Raw genomic sequence first — 16,939 nt, 5'->3', positions numbered from 1 at the left:
CCCCAAGGGGATTTCCACGTGCTGGACGTCAACTTCTTCGATGAGCTCCGCATTGGACTGGCCACCGCTGACGACATCCGTCAGTGGTCCTTCGGTGAGGTCAAGAAGCCGGAGACCATCAACTACCGCACGCTCAAGCCCGAGAAGGACGGCCTCTTCTGCGAGAAGATCTTCGGCCCGACCCGGGACTGGGAGTGCTACTGCGGCAAGTACAAGCGTGTCCGGTTCAAGGGCATCATCTGTGAGCGCTGCGGCGTCGAGGTGACCCGTGCCAAGGTGCGCCGTGAGCGGATGGGCCACATCGAGCTGGCCGCCCCGGTCACCCACATCTGGTACTTCAAGGGTGTTCCCTCCCGCCTGGGCTACCTGCTGGACCTGGCGCCGAAGGATCTCGAGAAGATCATCTACTTCGCCGCCTACGTCATCACCGGCGTGAACACCGAGCTGCGGCACAACGACCTGCCGACGCTCGAGAACGAGATCGGTGTCGAGCGCAAGAACCTCGAGACCAAGCGCGACACCGACATCGAGACGCGGGCGCAGAAGCTGGAAGCCGATCTGGCCGAGCTGGAGGCCGAGGGCGCCAAGTCCGACGTGCGCCGGAAGGTCAAGGAGGGCGGCGAGCGCGAGATGCGCCAGCTGCGCGACCGCGCCGGCCGTGAGCTCGACCGTCTCGAGGAGGTCTGGACGACCTTCACGAAGCTCGAGCCGCGCCAGCTGATCGCCGACGAGCTGCTCTACCGCGAGCTGATCGACCGCTACGGCGAGTACTTCACCGGCGGCATGGGCGCGGAGGCCATCCAGAAGCTGGCCACCGAGTTCGACGTCGCCGCGGAGGCCGACAGCCTGCGCGACACCATCCGCAACGGCAAGGGGCAGAAGAAGCTCCGCGCGCTGAAGCGGCTCAAGGTCGTCGCCGCGTTCCAGGCGACCGGCAACGACCCGCGCGGCATGGTGCTGGACGCCGTCCCGGTCATCCCGCCGGACCTGCGCCCGATGGTGCAGCTCGACGGTGGCCGCTTCGCCACCTCGGACCTGAACGACCTGTACCGCCGGGTGATCAACCGGAACAACCGGCTCAAGCGGCTGATCGACCTCGGCGCGCCCGAGATCATCGTGAACAACGAGAAGCGGATGCTGCAGGAGGCCGTCGACGCGCTGTTCGACAACGGCCGCCGCGGGCGTCCGGTCACCGGCCCGGGCAACCGGCCGCTGAAGTCGCTGTCCGACCTGCTCAAGGGCAAGCAGGGCCGGTTCCGCCAGAACCTGCTCGGCAAGCGCGTGGACTACTCGGGCCGTTCGGTCATCATCGTCGGGCCGCAGCTGAAGCTGCACCAGTGCGGTCTGCCGAAGGACATGGCGCTCGAGCTGTTCAAGCCGTTCGTGATGAAGCGGCTGGTCGACCTGAACCACGCGCAGAACATCAAGTCCGCCAAGCGGATGGTGGAGCGTTCGCGCCCGCAGGTGTGGGACGTGCTGGAAGAGGTCATCACCGGCCACCCGGTGATGCTCAACCGCGCGCCGACCCTGCACCGCCTCGGCATCCAGGCCTTCGAGCCACAGCTGGTGGAAGGCAAGGCCATCCAGCTGCACCCGCTGGTCTGCGAGGCCTTCAACGCGGACTTCGACGGTGACCAGATGGCGGTGCACCTGCCGCTGTCGTCCGAGGCGCAGGCCGAGGCCCGGATCCTGATGCTGTCGGCGAACAACATCCTGTCGCCGGCTTCGGGCCGTCCGCTGGCCATGCCGCGGCTGGACATGGTCACCGGTCTGTTCCACCTGACCCGGCTGAACGAGAACGCCGAGGGCGCGGGCAACGCGTACTCCTCGCCGGCCGAGGCGATCATGGCGTTCGACCTCAAGGCGCTGAGTTTGCACGCCCCGATCAAGATCCGCGTCACCGACCGCCAGCCGGCCAAGGCCGACGAGGCGCGGCTGGCCGAGGCGGGCTGGGAACCGGGCAAGACCTGGCTGGCCGAGACCACCCTGGGCCGAGTGCTGTTCAACGACCTGCTGCCGGCGGACTACCCGTTCGTGAACGAGCCGATGCCGAAGAAGCGGCAGGCCGCGATCGTGAACGACCTCGCCGAGCGGTATTCGATGACGCAGGTCGCGCAGACCCTGGACAAGCTGAAGGACGCCGGCTTCTTCTGGGCGACCCGGTCCGGCGTCACCGTGGCGATCTCGGACGTGCTGACCCCGGTCGGCAAGAAGGCCATCCTCGACGAGTACGAGGGCAAGGCCGACCAGGTCGAGAAGCGCTACCAGCGTGGTCAGCTGTCGCACACCGAGCGCAACAACGAGCTCGTCAAGGTGTGGACGCAGGCCACCGAAGAAGTGCACAAGATCATGGAGACCGCACTGCCGGACGACAACCCGATCGCGATGATCGTGAAGTCCGGTGCGGCGGGCAACATGACGCAGGTCCGGTCGCTGGCCGGGATGCGTGGCCTGGTGTCGAACCCGAAGGGTGAGTACATCCCGCGGCCGATCAAGGCGAACTTCCGCGAGGGCCTGTCCGTGGCGGAGTACTTCATCGCCACGCACGGTGCCCGGAAGGGCCTGGCGGACACCGCGCTGCGGACTGCCGACTCGGGTTACCTGACCCGGCGTCTGGTGGACGTGTCGCAGGACGTCATCGTCCGCGAGGTCGACTGCGGCACCACCCGCGGTATCTCGATGCCGGTCGGCGAGGACGTCGGCGACGGCAAGGTGCTGCGTGACCAGCACGTGGAGACCAGCGTGTACGCGCGGTGCCTCGCCACGGACGCGGTGGACGCCAAGGGCAACGTCGTGCTCAACGCGGGTGACGACGTGGGTGACCCGGCCATCGAGAAGCTGCTTTCCAGCGGTATCTCGAAGGTCAAGGTCCGCTCGGTGCTGACCTGCGAGTCGGCGGTCGGCGTGTGCGCGACCTGCTACGGCCGTTCGATGGCGACGGGCCAGCTCGTCGACGTCGGCGAGGCCGTGGGCATCGTCGCCGCCCAGTCGATCGGTGAGCCGGGTACGCAGCTGACGATGCGTACCTTCCACCAGGGTGGTGTGGCCGGTGACGACATCACGACCGGTCTGCCCCGGGTCACCGAGCTCTTCGAGGCTCGCGTGCCGAAGGGCAAGGCGCCGATCGCGGACGTCGACGGCCGGGTGCGGATCGAGGAGAGCGAGCGGTTCTGGAAGATCACCCTGATCCCGGACGACGGGTCGGAGGAGATCGTCTTCGACAAGCTGTCCAAGCGGCAGCGGCTCGCCAACACCCCGAACGGCCCGCTGGGCGACGGTGACCACGTCGCGGTCGGGCAGCAGCTGCTCGAGGGCACGCCGGACCCGCACGAGGTGCTGCGTGTGATGGGCCCGCGGGAGGCGCAGATGCACCTCACCGACGAGGTCCAGAAGGTGTACCGGGCGCAGGGTGTGTCGATCCACGACAAGCACATCGAGGTCATCGTGCGGCAGATGCTGCGCCGCGTGACGATCATCGACTCCGGGGCCACCGACTTCCTGCCGGGCGAGCTGCCCGAGCGGACGAAGTTCGAGGCCACGAACCGTGCCGCGGTCGCCGAGGGTGGTGACCCGGCCTCGGGTCGCCCGGTGCTGATGGGGATCACGAAGGCGTCGCTGACCACGGATTCGTGGCTGTCGGCGGCCTCGTTCCAGGAGACCACGCGAGTGCTGACCGACGCGGCCATCAACGGTCGCAGCGACAAGCTCGTGGGCCTCAAGGAGAACGTGATCATCGGTAAGCTGATCCCGGCCGGTACGGGGATCAACCGCTACCGCAACATCCAGGTGCAGCCGACCGAGGAGGCCCGGGTCGCCGCGTACGCGATCCCGTCCTACGACGACGGTTACTACACGCCGGACGTGTTCGGTTCGGGCACCGGTGCCGCGGTTCCGCTGGACGACTACGACTTCGGTCGCGACTTCCGCTGAACCCGCGATAGCTGAACAGCAGAGCGCCCCTGGCCACCTCGGCCAGGGGCGCTCTGCTGTGTTCCACGGGTTTTACCTGCCGGATGGACTGACCGGCCAGGTCAAGCGAACGCAGGAGGGTCAGGCAGCGACGGTGCTTTCGCGCTGCTTGCGAACCCTCCGTGGCGGGCGTGGCCAGTAGGTCCGCCGGGCCAGGTAGACCCCGGCGAGGGGGAAGAGCAAGGTCACCAGGAAGTCGAGTATCGGGTAGGTCCACGCACCGCTCTGGTAGCCCGGGTTTCCCCAGAATGGCCCCACCGCGATCTCGACCACGTCACCCCGGCTGGGCAGGTCGCCGCTCCAGTCCGCCGAGGTTTCCCGGACCGAGCCGTCCTCCACGTAGGTGCCTTGCACCGATGGCCGGTCGGTGGAGCAGGAGAAACCGCCGGTCGTGCTCACGCAGTGCCGGGCGCTGCCGCCGCTGATGTTCGTGACGGTCAGCTGCGCGTGTGGGGCCAGCCCGGTCAGCACCGCTGCCGAATTGGTCAGCGTGCCGAGGCCAAGGGCCACCATCCCGAGCATGATTAGGGAGCGCAGGGTCAGCGAGATCGAGGTCAGCGGTTGCCGGTCGGCGGCCTCCCGGCGACGGTTCACCGGGGTGCGCACGAAGCCGCCACGCCTGCCGAACCAGCCGTAGTAGCTGGTGTCGGACCGGGCGGCGAGCGCGCCGTACGCACGGTCTCCGCCCCATACCTCCCACACTGGGGCCGGGATCACCGCGGCCAGCATCGCGAGCCTGCGGGCGTTGCCGAACATCCGGTCTTCGGTCAGCCCACCCGTGTCCGTGGTCCACATCGCGTCGCCGAAGATCGCGAACTGGTGCACGCGGAACCACAGGTCGTTCATGATCATCTCGCGGCATTCGCCGGTCAGCACCGCGGCGGCGAACTCCGGATCGGAGGTGTAGACGGAGAACCGGCGGTCGAATTCCGGATCGACCTCGTGACTGTGCAGGGTGGTGTCCGGTCGCAGCCAGCCGAACTGGTTGCGGACGATCCGGGCGTCTTCCAGCGGAGTGAAGAACTCCGGCTCGAACGCCTTGGTGTTCGGGGAGATCGTCAGCGCGGGCAGCTGCGGAATGCGCAGCTCGACGACCGAGTTGATCGAGTCGATTTCTTCGGCCAGCTTGCTGAGGAACGCGAACTTCCCGCCTTCCTGCGGTGGCTCGGTCGAGTACTCCATGCCCAGCAGCCGGTGGCCCCGGTGCTCGAACTCGACCGTCCTGCGCCGGGGCCCGGGGTCGGGATGGTCGAGCGGTACCGCACGGCCGCGGTGCGGCAGGAGCCCGAAGCTCGGTTCGGCGGCCGCGGACAGGCGCTTGATCCAGCGCTGCTGCTGCCAGCCGCGTCCGACGATCAGCGCCACGACAACCAGCACGATCGCCAGGCACAGTGCCGGTGACAGCAAGCTGTCGGCGCCGGCCGCCAGCCAGTACAGAGTGGTTCCGGCGACCGCGATCCCGCAGAGCGCGTAGCAGATCGCTGCGGCGACCGGACCCCGCGCTTCGGATCGCCCGGCGATCCACAACAGGACGAAACTCAGCAGATAGCCGCCGACGACGGCCCAGGGGCCGAGCAGGTCTTCCATGCGGCGACCCTACTGTTCCATGTCGAGGTTCTCGCGAGTCTCCTCCGTCGAGTGGTGCCCGGCCTCGTCGCTCGCCTCGCCCGCCGTGGTCAGGTCCTTGGTGTTGTCATAAGCCTTGCCACCCATGTCGAACGCGGCCTTGCCGGTGGCCTGGAGCCGGGCGCCGAAGCCTTCGGCCGTACCGAGCAGACCGGTGATCACCTTGTCCGCGCCAGGCGTCACCCGGGTGCCGCCCGGGGTGAGCCCGGATCCTCCGTGCCGGCGCGGGAATCGATGCCCTTGATACCTCGCAGAACGCCGTTACGGCTTCGATTGTTCCGCGGGTTCGCCAGTCAGTTGCAGGTTTCGCTGCTTGCGCTGCTTGCGGGCGCGCCGTGACGGGCGCGGCAGGTAGGTACGCCGGGCGAGGTAGAGGCCGAGGAACGGCAGGACCAGGGTGAGCAGGAAATCGGTGACCGCGTAGGTCCGGTCGTCGACTTGGTAGCCCGGGTGCCCCCACAGCGGGCCCACCATGATTTCGACGACGTCGCCCTGGCTCGGCAGATCGCCGAACCAGTCGGCCGAGACCTCCCGCACCGAGCCGTCCTCCTCGTAGGTTCCGCGCAGGGTGGCCCGATCGGTGCTGCAGGAGAGCCCGCTGGTGGTGCTGACGCAATGGCGGTTGCCGCGCGCGCTGGTGTTGGTGACGGTCAGTTGCACGTGCGGGGCCAGCCCGGTGATTGCGGCCGCCGAGTTGACCACCGGGCCGAAGCCCGTGACCACCAGTGCCAGTGCGATCAGTGAACGGACGGTCACCGAGACCGAGGTGAGCGGCTGCTGGTCGGCGGCCTCCCGGCGGTGGTTCACCGGGGTACGCACGAAACCGCCGCGGTTGCCGGACCAGGAGTAGTAATCGGTACCGGCTCGGGTGCTGAGCGTGTGAAACTCCCGGTCTCCGGCCCACCTTTCCCACACCGTGGCGGGTACGGTGGCGGCCAGTATCGCGAGCCGGCGGGAGTTGTCGAACATCCGGTCTTCGGTCAACCCGCCGGTGTCGGTGGTCCACATCGCATCACCGTGGAAGGCGACGTGGTGCACCCGGAACCACAGGTCGGTCATGACCATCTCGCGGACGTCGCCGGCGAGCACCGCGGCGGCGAACTCGGGGTCCGAAGTGGACACCGAAAACCGGCGATCGAACTCCGGATCGACCTTGAACTCCTGCATGGTCGTGTCCGGCTGCAGCCAGCCGAACGCGTTGCGGACGATCCGGGCGTCCTCGAGCGGGGTGAAGTGCTCCGGTTCGAGCGCCTTGGTCAGGGGCGAGATCATCAATGCCGGCACGGACGGGATGCGCAGCTGGACCGCCGAGTTGATCGAGTCGATCTCTTCGGCCACCCGGGAAACCCCGGCGAAGGCTTCTTCCCCGCGCGGTGGCTGGATCGAGTACTCGATGCCCAGCAGCCGGTGGCCCTGGTGGTCGAATTCGACCGTCGCCCGCCGAGGCCAGGGGTCCGGATGGTCGAGTGGCACCGCGAGGCCCATCCGCGGCAGGACGCCGAACGTCGGCTCGGCGACGCCGCCGAGGCGCTTGATCCAGTTCCGTTGGTGCCAGCCACGCCAGGCGATCAGGGCCGTCACGGCGAGTGGGAACACGAACCACAGCAGCTGCGGCACTGCACTGTCGGCACCCACCGAAAACCAGTACAGCGTGGTCTCGGAGAGGACGATCCCGCTGATCGCGTAGCAGACCGCGGACATCGTCCGGCTCTTGCGCTCGGTCCAGCCGGCGATCCAGAGCAGCACGAAGGCGAGCGCGTAGCCGCCGAGGATGGCCCAGGGCCCGAGCACGTCGTCCATCCGGCGACCCTACTGGCCCATGTCCAGGTTCTCGCGGGTCTCCTGTGCGCTGTGATTCCCGGAGTCGTCACTGGCCTCCTCCGAACCGGTGAGGTCCCTGGTGTTGCTGATCATCTTGTCGGCGGCATCGAACCCGGCCCTGCCGGCGTACGCCGAGCCCTTGCCCAGGTCGCTGGGGTTCACGCCGAATGCCTGCTTGAGCGTCTCGCCCGGGGCGTTCTTGAGCGTGTCGAGTGCGGCGTCGCCGAAGGTTTTCGCCTTGGTCTTGGTGGCATTGGCGATCGCACCGGTGAGTGCTCTCTCTTCGCCGGGAGTCACCATCCGGCCGGTGCGGCTGAGCTTGGAACCCTGCTTGATCAGGTCGTCGGTCCACTTCGCCAGGAAGGTCGCGAACTTCTCCAGCAGCTGGCCGAGCTTGCCGAGATGCCTGGTTACCTTGCTCACCACGCCGGCCACCTTCGCGACCGACGCGGTCATCGCGGCGGCGACGGACGTGCCGACGCTGACGACGGAAGCGGCGAGGGCGGGCAGCCAGAGGTAGATCAGCCAGCTGACCAGCTCGGAGATGATGGCTTTGACAACCTCCTCGATGACGGTCATCACCATCGACCACATCTGCAGGGTCTCGGCGACCGCGCCGGCGCTCGAGCCGATGCCCCTGATGCCATCGGCGAACTGGGCCAGCGCCTTCTTGGCAGCTTCGCCACCTTCGCCCTGCCAGTCCTTGAGCGCTTCGTCACCGGTCTTGACGAAGTCGTCGGCCAGCGTGACGAAACCCTTGCCGATCTCGACGAAGTTCCCGGAGGCGGTCTTGAGCGAAGGACCGTCGCCGGTCACGAAGTGCAGCGCGTCCTGGAGCGGCTGGATCAGCTCGATCAGCATGTTCAGACCGCTGCTGACCAGGGAGCCGATCGGGTCGAGCGCGAAACTCGCGACGTCCACGGCTGCGCCGGCGACGAATGCGGCACCTTCCTGCACCAGCTGGCCACTGGCGGCGACAATGTCGCCGGCGTCCTCCGCCGACTCGATATTTTCTTTCGCTCCGGCGATCGTGCTGACGGCCTTGCCTAGGACCGGCGCCTTCTTCGCCGCATCGAGCGCGTTCTGCCCGAGGCTGTCGTCGTAGCTTTTGATGTCGTCCTTGATGCCGTCCGCGACGCTGTCCTGTCCCATTCTGTCCCCTGCTCAGCGTGGTCCGTCGATCTTGGCGTCGAACTTGCCGAGCGTCATGACCGTGTCCTGCTCGTGGCCGTCGTAGATCTCGGCGGCCTGGTTCATCTTGGCGCTGAACGCGTCCACCCCGGACTTCATCGCCTCCAGCAGTTCACGCAGCTCGTCGAGCTTGCTCGTGTAGGTCTGCTTGACGGCGAGCCCGATCAGTCCCCACGACTTGTCGGTCACGTCGGCCTGGTTGACCAGGTTGCCGAACTTGCCTGCCTCGGTCTTGTAGTTCTCGAGGGTGCTGGCGTAAGTGCGCAGGGCGGGGACATCGACGGTGTGACCGCCGTTGGTCGGGCTCATCGCTGGTCACCTCGGTTGAACAGGTCCTGGTTCTGGAAGTAGCCGTCGTCGTCGTCGGTTTCCGGGGCGGGGCGGCGGGGGCGGGGCCGTGCGGACGGGGCCGGTGGGGCGGGCGGGGCCGGTGGCGCCGGCGGGCCAGGCCGTGCGGGTGGCGCCGGCGGGGCGGGCATGGCTGGCGGTGGGGGAGCGTCCCGGCGGAGGACGTCGTCGTGGCTGAATTCCGCGGGTGGCGGGGCCGGTGCGGCCTGGGCGGTCAGCGCCTCGGCTGTGGTGCCCAGTGCTTCGGCCTGCGCTTCCAGGACCTGCGCCGAGACGTCGATGCCGAATGCCTCGCCCACGGCCGCGTCGACGATGCCTGCCTGCTGCCTGGTCGCCTCGGCGACGGCCTGGTGCAGGGTCTTGAGGATGGTCGACGCCAGCTGCTGCGGCGGATGGCGCAGCGCGTCGGCGGTCAACCGGAGGTCCTTGACCGAACCGCTCGGGCCGGCCACCACGGTGACCGACCGGTCCGGGGACTGCGCCTGCGCCTCCAGGTCGGCCAGTTCCTGCTGCATGTCGCCGACCTTGGCGAACTGCGTCTCCGCCTTCTTGATCTTGGCCTGGAACTTGTCGAACTCGGCGACCAGGCGATCCATCTCTGCCGACACGTCGGTCCCCTCACTTGCCGTGCTGCGGGTGCTGATGTGGGGATTATGCCGGTTCGGTCCGATTCCCGCCCCGAATCCCGGCACATTCCGCCCGCGTTCTGTCGGATGCCGCGTACGGTGGGTTCCCGGTTTTCAGTAACGAAACGGTCACGAACATTACGGCGGGCCGGACCGTGGATTCCGACGGTGGTGACTGTCCGTGATGCGTCCGAACGGCCCAGTGCAGGTCAGCGGACGCCGGGCGGGAAAACCTCACGCAACTCCGGTCCAGGGAATGGGACGGTCACCCCTTTGGCCGGTGCCCACCCGTTCTGGACCGGATTGACACTAAGTCCGGTTCGCCCGCAGTATTCCGCGCATGTCCTCTCCGATTCCCCTCGTGTGCCGTCGGCACGTCGATCTGCGGCACCAGGCCAGTGCCTTGTGTAGGGATTCCTGAGGTTTTCGCCTGCCGCGGCTCGGCGGCAGATTCCTGCTGTCCCGCAACGGTTCTGCCCGGAGCGGGTCGATGCTTCCCCGGCTTCGTCGGGGCCTTTCGCGCTGCGCGGCGAAAAACGGGGAAAGAAGTGCCGGGGCGGCGCTTCGGACGAAAAAAGAACAGGGAGACACAATGCGATTCAGCTCCACCTCGGGGGCATTGCCCCGATGGCGGAAAGTGCTGACCGTCGCGGGTGCGCTGGCGCTCGCGATCGGCGCGGTGACCTACACCGGGTCCACCACGAGTGCCTACGCCGACGTGCAGGTGGTCACCGACGCCAAGACCGCGTCCGACGGCAAGCAGTACTGGGTGCAGAACCACTTGGTGTCGAAGGATCTCACCGCGGAGTCACGCGCGGACGGCGGCACACCGAAGAAGTGGCTGCTGGTCTGGGCGGGTGACGAGAACATCGCGGACACCGCGGTCAAGGACGTCAAGAACCTGCCGGGTTCGCTCGGCGGTGGACTGGGCAAGGTGAAGAACGCCTTGCCGGGCCCCGATTTCCTCGCCGTGATCGACGCGACGCAGGGTTCGCCGACCTACGGGAAGGTGGTGAACACCGCGACCGTCGGCCCGCTCGTGGAGAACGAGCCGCACCACATGCAGTACGTGTGGCACAAGGGCGACACGATCTACGCCGGCGCGCTGTTCGCCGCGGCCACCTACGCCTTCGACGTCAGTGCGTTGCCCCAGCTGAAGCTCAAGGGCGTGAGCCTGCCGACGCAGACGCTCGGCGGTTCGGTGCCCGACGCGTACTGGGTGCTCAACGACGGCACGGCGTACGGCACGTACATGGGTGGCCCGGTGGTCCCGGGCCCCTACACCTACCAGGACGGTTCCACGCAGATCGGCAACGGTTTCGCGGGCAGCCCCGGTGAGGTCGTGCACTTCGACCAGAACGGTCAGGTGCTCTCACAGAGCCCGGCGGCGACCCCGCAGGGCGACAACCAGAAGCTGTGCGACAACCTTCCGCAGCTGGGCAAGCCCTCCTGCGCGAATCCGCACGGCATCCAGGCCCGCGAGGATCTGAACACACTGGTCACCAGTGACTACGCGGAACCGCGCAACATCATCCTCGACCCGGTGAAGCAGCCCTCGCCCTATCTTCGCCGGCCGACCGTGCGGACCTGGGACATCTCCGACCGCAACCACCCGAAGCTGAAGTCGGTGTCCTATCTGGCCGACGGTCCGCGCGCCGATCCGGCGGACCCGCTGCACTCGGAAAGCCGTGCGGTCATGGAGACCACCGTGACGCACCTGCCCGGGCACAAGGGCGCGTTCGCCGAGACGATGCAGGGTGGCGCGATCTTCTACACCCCGGACATCACGGCGAAGGAACCGCACTGGATCGAGGTGTTCGACGACGGCACCGCGGGCAAGTCGATCTACTCCGGCAACGATTCCATCGGTTCCAGCTCCAACGGCGGGTGGGTGCAGACGAGCCCGGACGACAGGTTCCTGTACCACGCGGTGCAGGGCAGGCAGAAGGGCACGCTCGGGCCGGACGACCCGGGTACCACCGGCGGGGTCTACGTGCTCGACATCCAGAAGCTGGTCAACGCCGGCGACAAGGTCGAGGACATCCAGGGCCGCGTCGACACCAAGGAGAAGGCGCAGCAGGGCGGCGGCGGCGATCTGCCGACGCTGGTCGGTGCCGCGCCGATCAACCCGGGAGTGGCAGGGGCCGGACCGCACTGGGGCGCGTACGACAACTTCGTACTCGGCCAGGACGGCTTCTACCACGAGACGGACCAGCCGCAGCACATCGCCGCGTCGAACTACTTCGTCGCCCGGTCCGGTTTGGACGGTGACCACAAGGTCAACCTGCTGAACCTCTCGCCGGACGGGAAGATCGCCGTCGACCAGAACTTCCGGGACGAGATCACCGGTCAGGTCGGCATCAACTTCAACCGCAAATCGTGGCCACACGGGGACTTCGGCAACGCCAAGCCGCACTCCGAACTGTTCGTGGTCGCCGACGCGGACGTGAAGTGACCCCCTCGTGAGTGTCGGGGCGGTGCTGACCGGACCCGACACTCACGAGGCTTCTCCCCGGAAGGGTTCTCATGGATCACCACTCCACCCCGGTGAGCACCGGGTCGTCCGGTGTGGACAGTGCGGCGCTGGTGCTGCGGCTGGTGTTGCTGCTCGCGACGGCGTTCCTCGCCGGTACCGGGATCCTGCGTCCGCTGGTCGGCCAGCTGCCGCGGAAACTGTGGTTCACAGTCGGCGCGCTGGGGCTCGTCTCGGCAGTACTGGCCGGGGTCTCGGCGGCGACCGTCGACGTCAACCTCGTCGCGTTGATCATCCACATCGTGCTGGCGCTGGCCGTGCCGGTACTGCTGCGTTGGCCGTCCCTCGGCCGTTGGGCGGCGCTGGCGCTCGTCGTACTCGTGGTGCTGGAGACGTCGATCGACGGATCGGGCATCGACTTCGCCATCGACACCGTGTACGTCGCGGCCGCCGCGCTCTGGTTCGGCATCACGCTGCTGTCTGCATGGGTGCCGGTGGAGCAGTGGCGCTCGACGCCACTGCGCGTCGGCCCGCTGTCGGTGACGCTCGGCGGACTGCTGACGCTGGCCGGCGTGGTGCAGCTCGCGGTGTCCGGCGTCGGTTTCGACCGGCGGCTGTACGAATCGCTGTTCGGCATCGCGGTGCTCGTCGTGGTGCTGCTGCCCGCAGCGGTCTCGGTGCTGTCGCTGGTTCTCCTGTCCCGCAACGCTTCCCTGCGCGCTTATCGCTACGGCGTTGCCGGGGTCGCGGTGGGATTCGTGGCGTGGAGTGCGCTGGCAGCGGTGCCGCAGCCGCCGCCGTTGCCGGTGCCCGGCGTTCCGCTGCTGGCCGATTCGACGGTCGGTGGGGCTTCGGTGCCGGTGCTCGTGAGCCCGCAACGGCCGGGGCGCAACCTCGTGCACTTCCCCGCGAGCTCCGGATCGGACCTGTCGGCCGAAGTCGAGGACGGCACCGTCTCGCCTGCCGTGGCGCGCGCGGGGGCGGAGGGCAGCTGGGCCGAAGTGGACCTGCCGCCTGGCCGCAGCACGCTTGTCGTGCACAAGGGTGACGCCACCACCACGGTCGACGTGGACGCCGGTACCGACCCGGGGCCGGCCATCGCGGACGCCGATGCGCCGGAGTGCGCTGAAGCCGCCCTCGGTGGTCTGGTGGCGCAGAAGCGTGACGTACTGACCAGCTGTCCGTCCGACGCGCTGTCGTCGGAAGACAGTGGCTCGCTCGTGAAGCTGGTCGAGTTCCTCACGACGCGGAAGCCTTCCGCGATCACGCTTGTCGAAGATCGGTCACCGCGTGGCGTACAGGCCGCGAAGCTCGTCCGGGACACCGCTGCGCGCCACGGTCTGCCCGTGCGTTCCGACGCTGCCGCTGACACCGCACTCGTCGTTGTCTCCGGCTGGGCTGACGGCTACCTGGCGATGAGCCGTGCCGCGGAGTCACAGCGACTGAAGCCGACGCACCAGTTCGGCCTGTACGTCGCACCGTGGCTGCTCAACGGGCCCATCGTGAACACAGTGGCCAGCGCGGCGATGCCGTTGCGCTTCGACCCGCGTGAACAGCTGGCCCTCAGCTACGCGGTGACCGTCGGCAGTTCCTTCGGTGGAGAAAGCCCCAGCCTCGGCGGTTTCGAGAGCTGGCTCGGCCCGCAGTGGCCGGAAGTCAACGGTGAGGTGCAGCTCTACGCGGCCGCGCAGGTCAACGCCATGCCGATGTACCCGACCGAACCGCACGCGCCCGGGATGCAGGCCGCCCGCGACTACGCCGGTCAGTGGATCCCGGACGGAACAGTCGTCCCGATCAGCGGCGTCCTGCGCTGATCGGGCAACCCCCGCCCGAGAAAGAGAGGAACCCATGAAACGCATTGCCGCCCGGATCCTGCTGCCGCTGGTGCTCGCCGGCGGGTTCGCCGGGATCGCCGGGGGAGTGGCGGACGCCGCCACCCCCGACTCCGGCACCGCCGCCGCACCACCGGCGATCTGGGTCGTGCCCGGTCTCGACGCGGGCAGCCTGCTCGCGCCGACCGTGCCGGCGCCGACCCAGCTGCTCGCCCCGGTGTTCGGGCTGATCACCGCGATTTCCTGACTTCCGACCGGAAAGGACGAACAACCATGCGCACCACCCTCGCCAGGGCGACCGCCGTCGTGGCCCTCGCCGGAGCCGGCGTGCTCGGCGTCGCCGTGCCCGCGCTCGCCGCCACCCAGGACGACGGCGTCGTCGTGGTCGACGAGCCGGACACCAGCGGGCTGAACAACATCTGGACGTTCGCACCGCTGGGTGTCCCGGTGCTCGGCCTGATCCAGTCGCTCAACGGCGTGCCGGGCAAGATCCTGCCGAGCCCGGCCGGCGGGTACTGAGCTGTTCCGGTGGCTCCCCGCCGGGGAGCCACCGGTCACCGCGTGAGGAGTCGCAGATGGACAGACAGCTCGCCGGACGGCTCGCGATCGCGGGCATCGCGGTGGCGGCCGTGGCCGCCGTCGTGGTGATTCTCGGCACGGGTGACGATCCGGCCCCCACACAAGCGGCCGTGACGGCGCCCACGACCTCCGCGCCGATGCCGCAGCGCGCGCCGGACCGCACGGTGACCCGGACCCTGGCCCCGAGCACCTCGGCCGGTGCCGCTCCGGACGGCTGGCACATCACCTACGACCTGGCCGGCTCCGGCACCGCCACCGTGGTCTACGACGACAACGGGCTCGGCCTCGTGCACCAGGAGCTGTCCGTGGCGCTGCCCTGGCACAAGGAACTGAACTGGCCGAAGAGCGCGGTCGCCCCGACCGTGCAGCTCATGAGCCAGTCGGCCGGCTCGGTCGAATGCCGGGTCTCGGTCAACGGGGTCCTCGTGCGCTCGGAGAAGGCCGCGAACGGCGAAGTGGCCAGCTGCACCGGACGACTCGGCTGATCTCCGCCGGCACGTCCGGTCGGTGGCTCAGCCGAGCCGTTTCGCGAACCAGTGCTCGGCGTAGCGGTCGTCGTTGAACGGCTCGACCTCGGCGTACCCGGTCGCCGCGTAGAGCGCGCGAGCCTCCACCAGATCGTGTCTCGTGTCGAGGCGCATGAGCACCGACCCCAGTCTTGTCGAAGCGACTGCCTCCGCCGCTCCGACCAGACGCCGGCCGCCGCCGTGGCCGCGGTGGGCCGGGCGCACGTAGACCTTGGTGAGCTCCGTGCACCCCGGGCCGACCACTCGCACGCCGGCGCAGCCCACGGTCTCCTCGTCGCACCTGGCCAGCAGGAACGCACCTCGCGGCGGCACCAGGTCCTCCGCCGGCTCCTCGGCGAGCACGGCGTCCACTTCCGCCGGCGTCGCCGGGCGCCGGTAGTACCGGGAGGCCACCTCGTCGAGGTACTCCCTGACCACCGCCACCGCGCTCGGGTTCCCGCTCGGGACCTCGGTGATCGTCCACTCCACTCCCTCATCCTGGGGACCCCGTCCAGCGGTTTCCGCGCCCGGTACCGTGCGATCGGCAGGGGAAGTCGAACCGAGGAGTGCGTCATGGACGGCAGCGAAAACGCCGACCGGCCGGGGGAGAGCAAGAGCAAGGGCAGTCACGCCGCACCGGAGGGTGCCGGGGTGCACCCGCTGATCGATCTGTCGCGGGACCCGAACCCGGGCCACCCGGACCACGCGAAGCCCGACGAGGAATAGCCGGGCGACCGGTCACGTTGTTCTGTCCGGGTTCCCGCGCGGCGCGGGCCACCGGACGCCCGGTCTGGGGTTACGATGGCCGGTCGCCGCCGCTAGCGACCCCCCGCCCGGACCGCGCGTGCGGTGGCCGGGTATCTTTGGAGACCGTGCCCGGCAGGCGTCGGGCCGCTCCGCGTGCCGTCGGGCATGAGCGGGGTGCTCGCGCACCCGGTTCACCGGCCTGGTCCACGTGGGGTTCCGACGGAAAATCCCTCCGGGAAGTTACCGGTCGAGAGACCGTGACGCGGGCCGACACGCCCGACCGCGGGGGCCGGTGAAGACACGAAGAAGCAAGATCACGACAGGAAGCTGGTCCATTGCCCACGATCCAGCAGCTGGTCCGCAAGGGCCGCCAGGACAAGGCTGCCAAGCAGAAGACCGCGGCCCTCAAGGGGAGCCCGCAGCGTCGTGGCGTGTGCACCCGCGTGTACACCACGACCCCGAAGAAGCCGAACTCGGCCCTGCGCAAGGTTGCTCGTGTGAAGCTGACCAGCGGCATCGAGGTCACCGCGTACATCCCGGGTGAAGGCCACAACCTCCAGGAGCACTCCATGGTGCTCGTGCGCGGTGGCCGGGTTAAGGACCTGCCGGGTGTTCGCTACAAGATCATCCGCGGTTCGCTCGACACCCAGGGTGTGAAGAACCGTAAGCAGGCGCGCAGCCGGTACGGCGCGAAGAAGGAGAAGAGCTAATGCCTCGCAAGGGTCCTGCGCCGAAGCGGCCGCTGATCTCCGACCCCGTCTACGCCTCCCCGCTGGTCACCCAGCTGGTGAACAAGGTGCTGAAGGACGGCAAGCGGTCCCTGGCCGAGCGCATCGTCTACGGCGCGCTGGAAGGCGCTCGCGAGAAGACCGGCACCGACCCGGTCGTCACGCTGAAGCGTGCGCTCGACAACGTGAAGCCCACCATCGAGGTGAAGAGCCGCCGCGTCGGTGGCGCCACCTATCAGGTGCCGATCGAGGTCAAGCCCGGCCGCTCCACCACGCTGGCGCTGCGCTGGCTGGTCTCCTTCTCGGCGGCCCGCCGCGAGAAGACGATGATCGAGCGCCTGCAGAACGAGCTGCTCGACGCGAGCAACGGTCTCGGCGCCAGCGTCAAGCGCCGGGAAGACACGCACAAGATGGCCGAGTCCAACAAGGCCTTCGCGCACTACCGCTGGTAATCAGTCCGGTGCCGCCGCCCGGTCCTTCGGGTCGAGCCATG

At 68.5% G+C, this 16,939-nt stretch carries 16 protein-coding genes; 9 read left to right on the top strand and 7 right to left on the bottom strand.

Annotation, left to right across the window (positions count from 1 at the left end):
* Positions 1-18 precede the first annotated feature (18 nt).
* The gene (locus BJY18_RS19585; protein ID WP_184781344.1) at positions 19-3,930 is read left to right on the top strand and encodes a DNA-directed RNA polymerase subunit beta'; all 3,912 of its coding nucleotides are present in this window, start codon (positions 19-21) and stop codon (positions 3,928-3,930) included.
* A 120-nt stretch (positions 3,931-4,050) separates the two neighbouring features.
* On the opposite strand, the gene BJY18_RS19580 is transcribed toward BJY18_RS19585, so the two are convergent.
* The 6 genes from BJY18_RS19580 to BJY18_RS19555 all read right to left on the bottom strand — a co-directional run bounded on the left by BJY18_RS19580 (position 4,051) and on the right by BJY18_RS19555 (position 9,563).
* Positions 4,051-5,556, bottom strand: a complete 1,506-nt coding sequence (locus BJY18_RS19580; RefSeq protein WP_184781343.1) for a hypothetical protein — start codon at positions 5,554-5,556, stop codon at positions 4,051-4,053.
* Between the two features lie 9 nt (positions 5,557-5,565).
* On the bottom strand, positions 5,566-5,778 hold the full coding sequence (locus BJY18_RS19575; protein ID WP_184781342.1) for a hypothetical protein: 213 nt from the start codon (positions 5,776-5,778) through the stop codon (positions 5,566-5,568).
* Positions 5,779-5,856: 78 nt separating this feature from the next.
* Complete coding sequence (locus BJY18_RS19570) at positions 5,857-7,395, bottom strand: hypothetical protein (protein WP_184781341.1); 1,539 nt, start codon at positions 7,393-7,395, stop codon at positions 5,857-5,859.
* Between the two features lie 9 nt (positions 7,396-7,404).
* Positions 7,405-8,568: a hypothetical protein gene (locus BJY18_RS19565; protein ID WP_184781340.1), complete on the bottom strand. Its 1,164-nt coding sequence runs from the start codon at positions 8,566-8,568 to the stop codon at positions 7,405-7,407.
* Positions 8,569-8,580: 12 nt separating this feature from the next.
* Positions 8,581-8,916, bottom strand: a complete 336-nt coding sequence (locus BJY18_RS19560; RefSeq protein WP_184781339.1) for a type VII secretion target — start codon at positions 8,914-8,916, stop codon at positions 8,581-8,583.
* Positions 8,913-9,563 carry a YbaB/EbfC family nucleoid-associated protein gene (locus BJY18_RS19555; RefSeq protein WP_184781338.1) on the bottom strand — a complete coding sequence of 217 codons (651 nt, stop codon included), beginning with the start codon at positions 9,561-9,563 and terminating at the stop codon, positions 8,913-8,915. Before BJY18_RS19555 ends, BJY18_RS19560 begins: the two co-directional genes overlap by 4 nt.
* 610 nt (positions 9,564-10,173) lie before the next feature.
* Here BJY18_RS19555 and BJY18_RS19550 point away from each other — a divergent pair.
* The 5 genes from BJY18_RS19550 (at position 10,174) to BJY18_RS19530 (ending at position 14,950) form a co-directional block, all read left to right on the top strand.
* Complete coding sequence (locus tag BJY18_RS19550; RefSeq protein WP_246458926.1) at positions 10,174-12,036, top strand: selenium-binding family protein; 1,863 nt, start codon at positions 10,174-10,176, stop codon at positions 12,034-12,036.
* A gap of 71 nt (positions 12,037-12,107) precedes the next feature.
* Positions 12,108-13,868 carry a hypothetical protein gene (locus tag BJY18_RS19545; RefSeq protein ID WP_184781337.1) on the top strand — a complete coding sequence of 587 codons (1,761 nt, stop codon included), beginning with the start codon at positions 12,108-12,110 and terminating at the stop codon, positions 13,866-13,868.
* A 34-nt stretch (positions 13,869-13,902) separates the two neighbouring features.
* Positions 13,903-14,133, top strand: coding sequence for a hypothetical protein (locus tag BJY18_RS19540; protein WP_184781336.1), 231 nt, complete (start codon positions 13,903-13,905; stop codon positions 14,131-14,133).
* A 26-nt stretch (positions 14,134-14,159) separates the two neighbouring features.
* Positions 14,160-14,405: a hypothetical protein gene (locus BJY18_RS19535; RefSeq protein WP_184781335.1), complete on the top strand. Its 246-nt coding sequence runs from the start codon at positions 14,160-14,162 to the stop codon at positions 14,403-14,405.
* Between the two features lie 56 nt (positions 14,406-14,461).
* Positions 14,462-14,950 (top strand): MmpS family transport accessory protein, encoded by a 489-nt coding sequence (locus BJY18_RS19530; protein ID WP_184781334.1) that lies wholly within the window; start codon positions 14,462-14,464, stop codon positions 14,948-14,950.
* Between the two features lie 27 nt (positions 14,951-14,977).
* Here the strand turns inward: BJY18_RS19530 and BJY18_RS19525 are convergent, their stop codons facing one another.
* Positions 14,978-15,460, bottom strand: a complete 483-nt coding sequence (locus BJY18_RS19525; RefSeq protein ID WP_184781333.1) for a GNAT family N-acetyltransferase — start codon at positions 15,458-15,460, stop codon at positions 14,978-14,980.
* 84 nt (positions 15,461-15,544) lie between these two features.
* Between BJY18_RS19525 and BJY18_RS19520 the strand changes: the two genes are divergently transcribed.
* The 3 genes from BJY18_RS19520 to rpsG all read left to right on the top strand — a co-directional run bounded on the left by BJY18_RS19520 (position 15,545) and on the right by rpsG (position 16,898).
* Positions 15,545-15,697, top strand: coding sequence for a hypothetical protein (locus tag BJY18_RS19520; RefSeq protein WP_184785072.1), 153 nt, complete (start codon positions 15,545-15,547; stop codon positions 15,695-15,697).
* A gap of 356 nt (positions 15,698-16,053) precedes the next feature.
* Entirely contained in the window at positions 16,054-16,428 is a 375-nt protein-coding gene (rpsL, locus tag BJY18_RS19515; RefSeq protein WP_003102113.1) for a 30S ribosomal protein S12, read from the top strand.
* Complete coding sequence (rpsG, locus tag BJY18_RS19510; protein ID WP_005166770.1) at positions 16,428-16,898, top strand: 30S ribosomal protein S7; 471 nt, start codon at positions 16,428-16,430, stop codon at positions 16,896-16,898. Before rpsL ends, rpsG begins: the two co-directional genes overlap by 1 nt.
* Positions 16,899-16,939 lie beyond the last annotated feature (41 nt).

The sequence above is a fragment of the Amycolatopsis jiangsuensis genome, assembly GCF_014204865.1.
Classification (GTDB): Bacteria; Actinomycetota; Actinomycetes; order Mycobacteriales; family Pseudonocardiaceae; genus Amycolatopsis; species Amycolatopsis jiangsuensis.
The sequence above is the reverse complement of the archived record's forward strand: the minus strand, read 5'-3'. Positions and strand labels throughout refer to the sequence as shown.

Bases quoted from the DNA above. Each gene is read 5' to 3' on its own strand.
- BJY18_RS19580 (WP_184781343.1), bottom strand. From the start codon at position 5,556: ATGGAAGACCTGCTCGGCCCCTGGGCCGTCGTCGGCGGCTATCTGCTG.
- BJY18_RS19570 (WP_184781341.1), bottom strand. From the start codon at position 7,395: ATGGACGACGTGCTCGGGCCCTGGGCCATCCTCGGCGGCTACGCGCTC.
- BJY18_RS19565 (WP_184781340.1), bottom strand. From the start codon at position 8,568: ATGGGACAGGACAGCGTCGCGGACGGCATCAAGGACGACATCAAAAGC.
- BJY18_RS19560 (WP_184781339.1), bottom strand. From the start codon at position 8,916: ATGAGCCCGACCAACGGCGGTCACACCGTCGATGTCCCCGCCCTGCGC.
- BJY18_RS19550 (WP_246458926.1), top strand. From the start codon at position 10,174: ATGCGATTCAGCTCCACCTCGGGGGCATTGCCCCGATGGCGGAAAGTG.
- BJY18_RS19545 (WP_184781337.1), top strand. From the start codon at position 12,108: ATGGATCACCACTCCACCCCGGTGAGCACCGGGTCGTCCGGTGTGGAC.
- BJY18_RS19540 (WP_184781336.1), top strand. From the start codon at position 13,903: ATGAAACGCATTGCCGCCCGGATCCTGCTGCCGCTGGTGCTCGCCGGC.
- BJY18_RS19535 (WP_184781335.1), top strand. From the start codon at position 14,160: ATGCGCACCACCCTCGCCAGGGCGACCGCCGTCGTGGCCCTCGCCGGA.
- BJY18_RS19530 (WP_184781334.1), top strand. From the start codon at position 14,462: ATGGACAGACAGCTCGCCGGACGGCTCGCGATCGCGGGCATCGCGGTG.
- BJY18_RS19520 (WP_184785072.1), top strand. From the start codon at position 15,545: ATGGACGGCAGCGAAAACGCCGACCGGCCGGGGGAGAGCAAGAGCAAG.
- rpsG (WP_005166770.1), top strand. From the start codon at position 16,428: ATGCCTCGCAAGGGTCCTGCGCCGAAGCGGCCGCTGATCTCCGACCCC.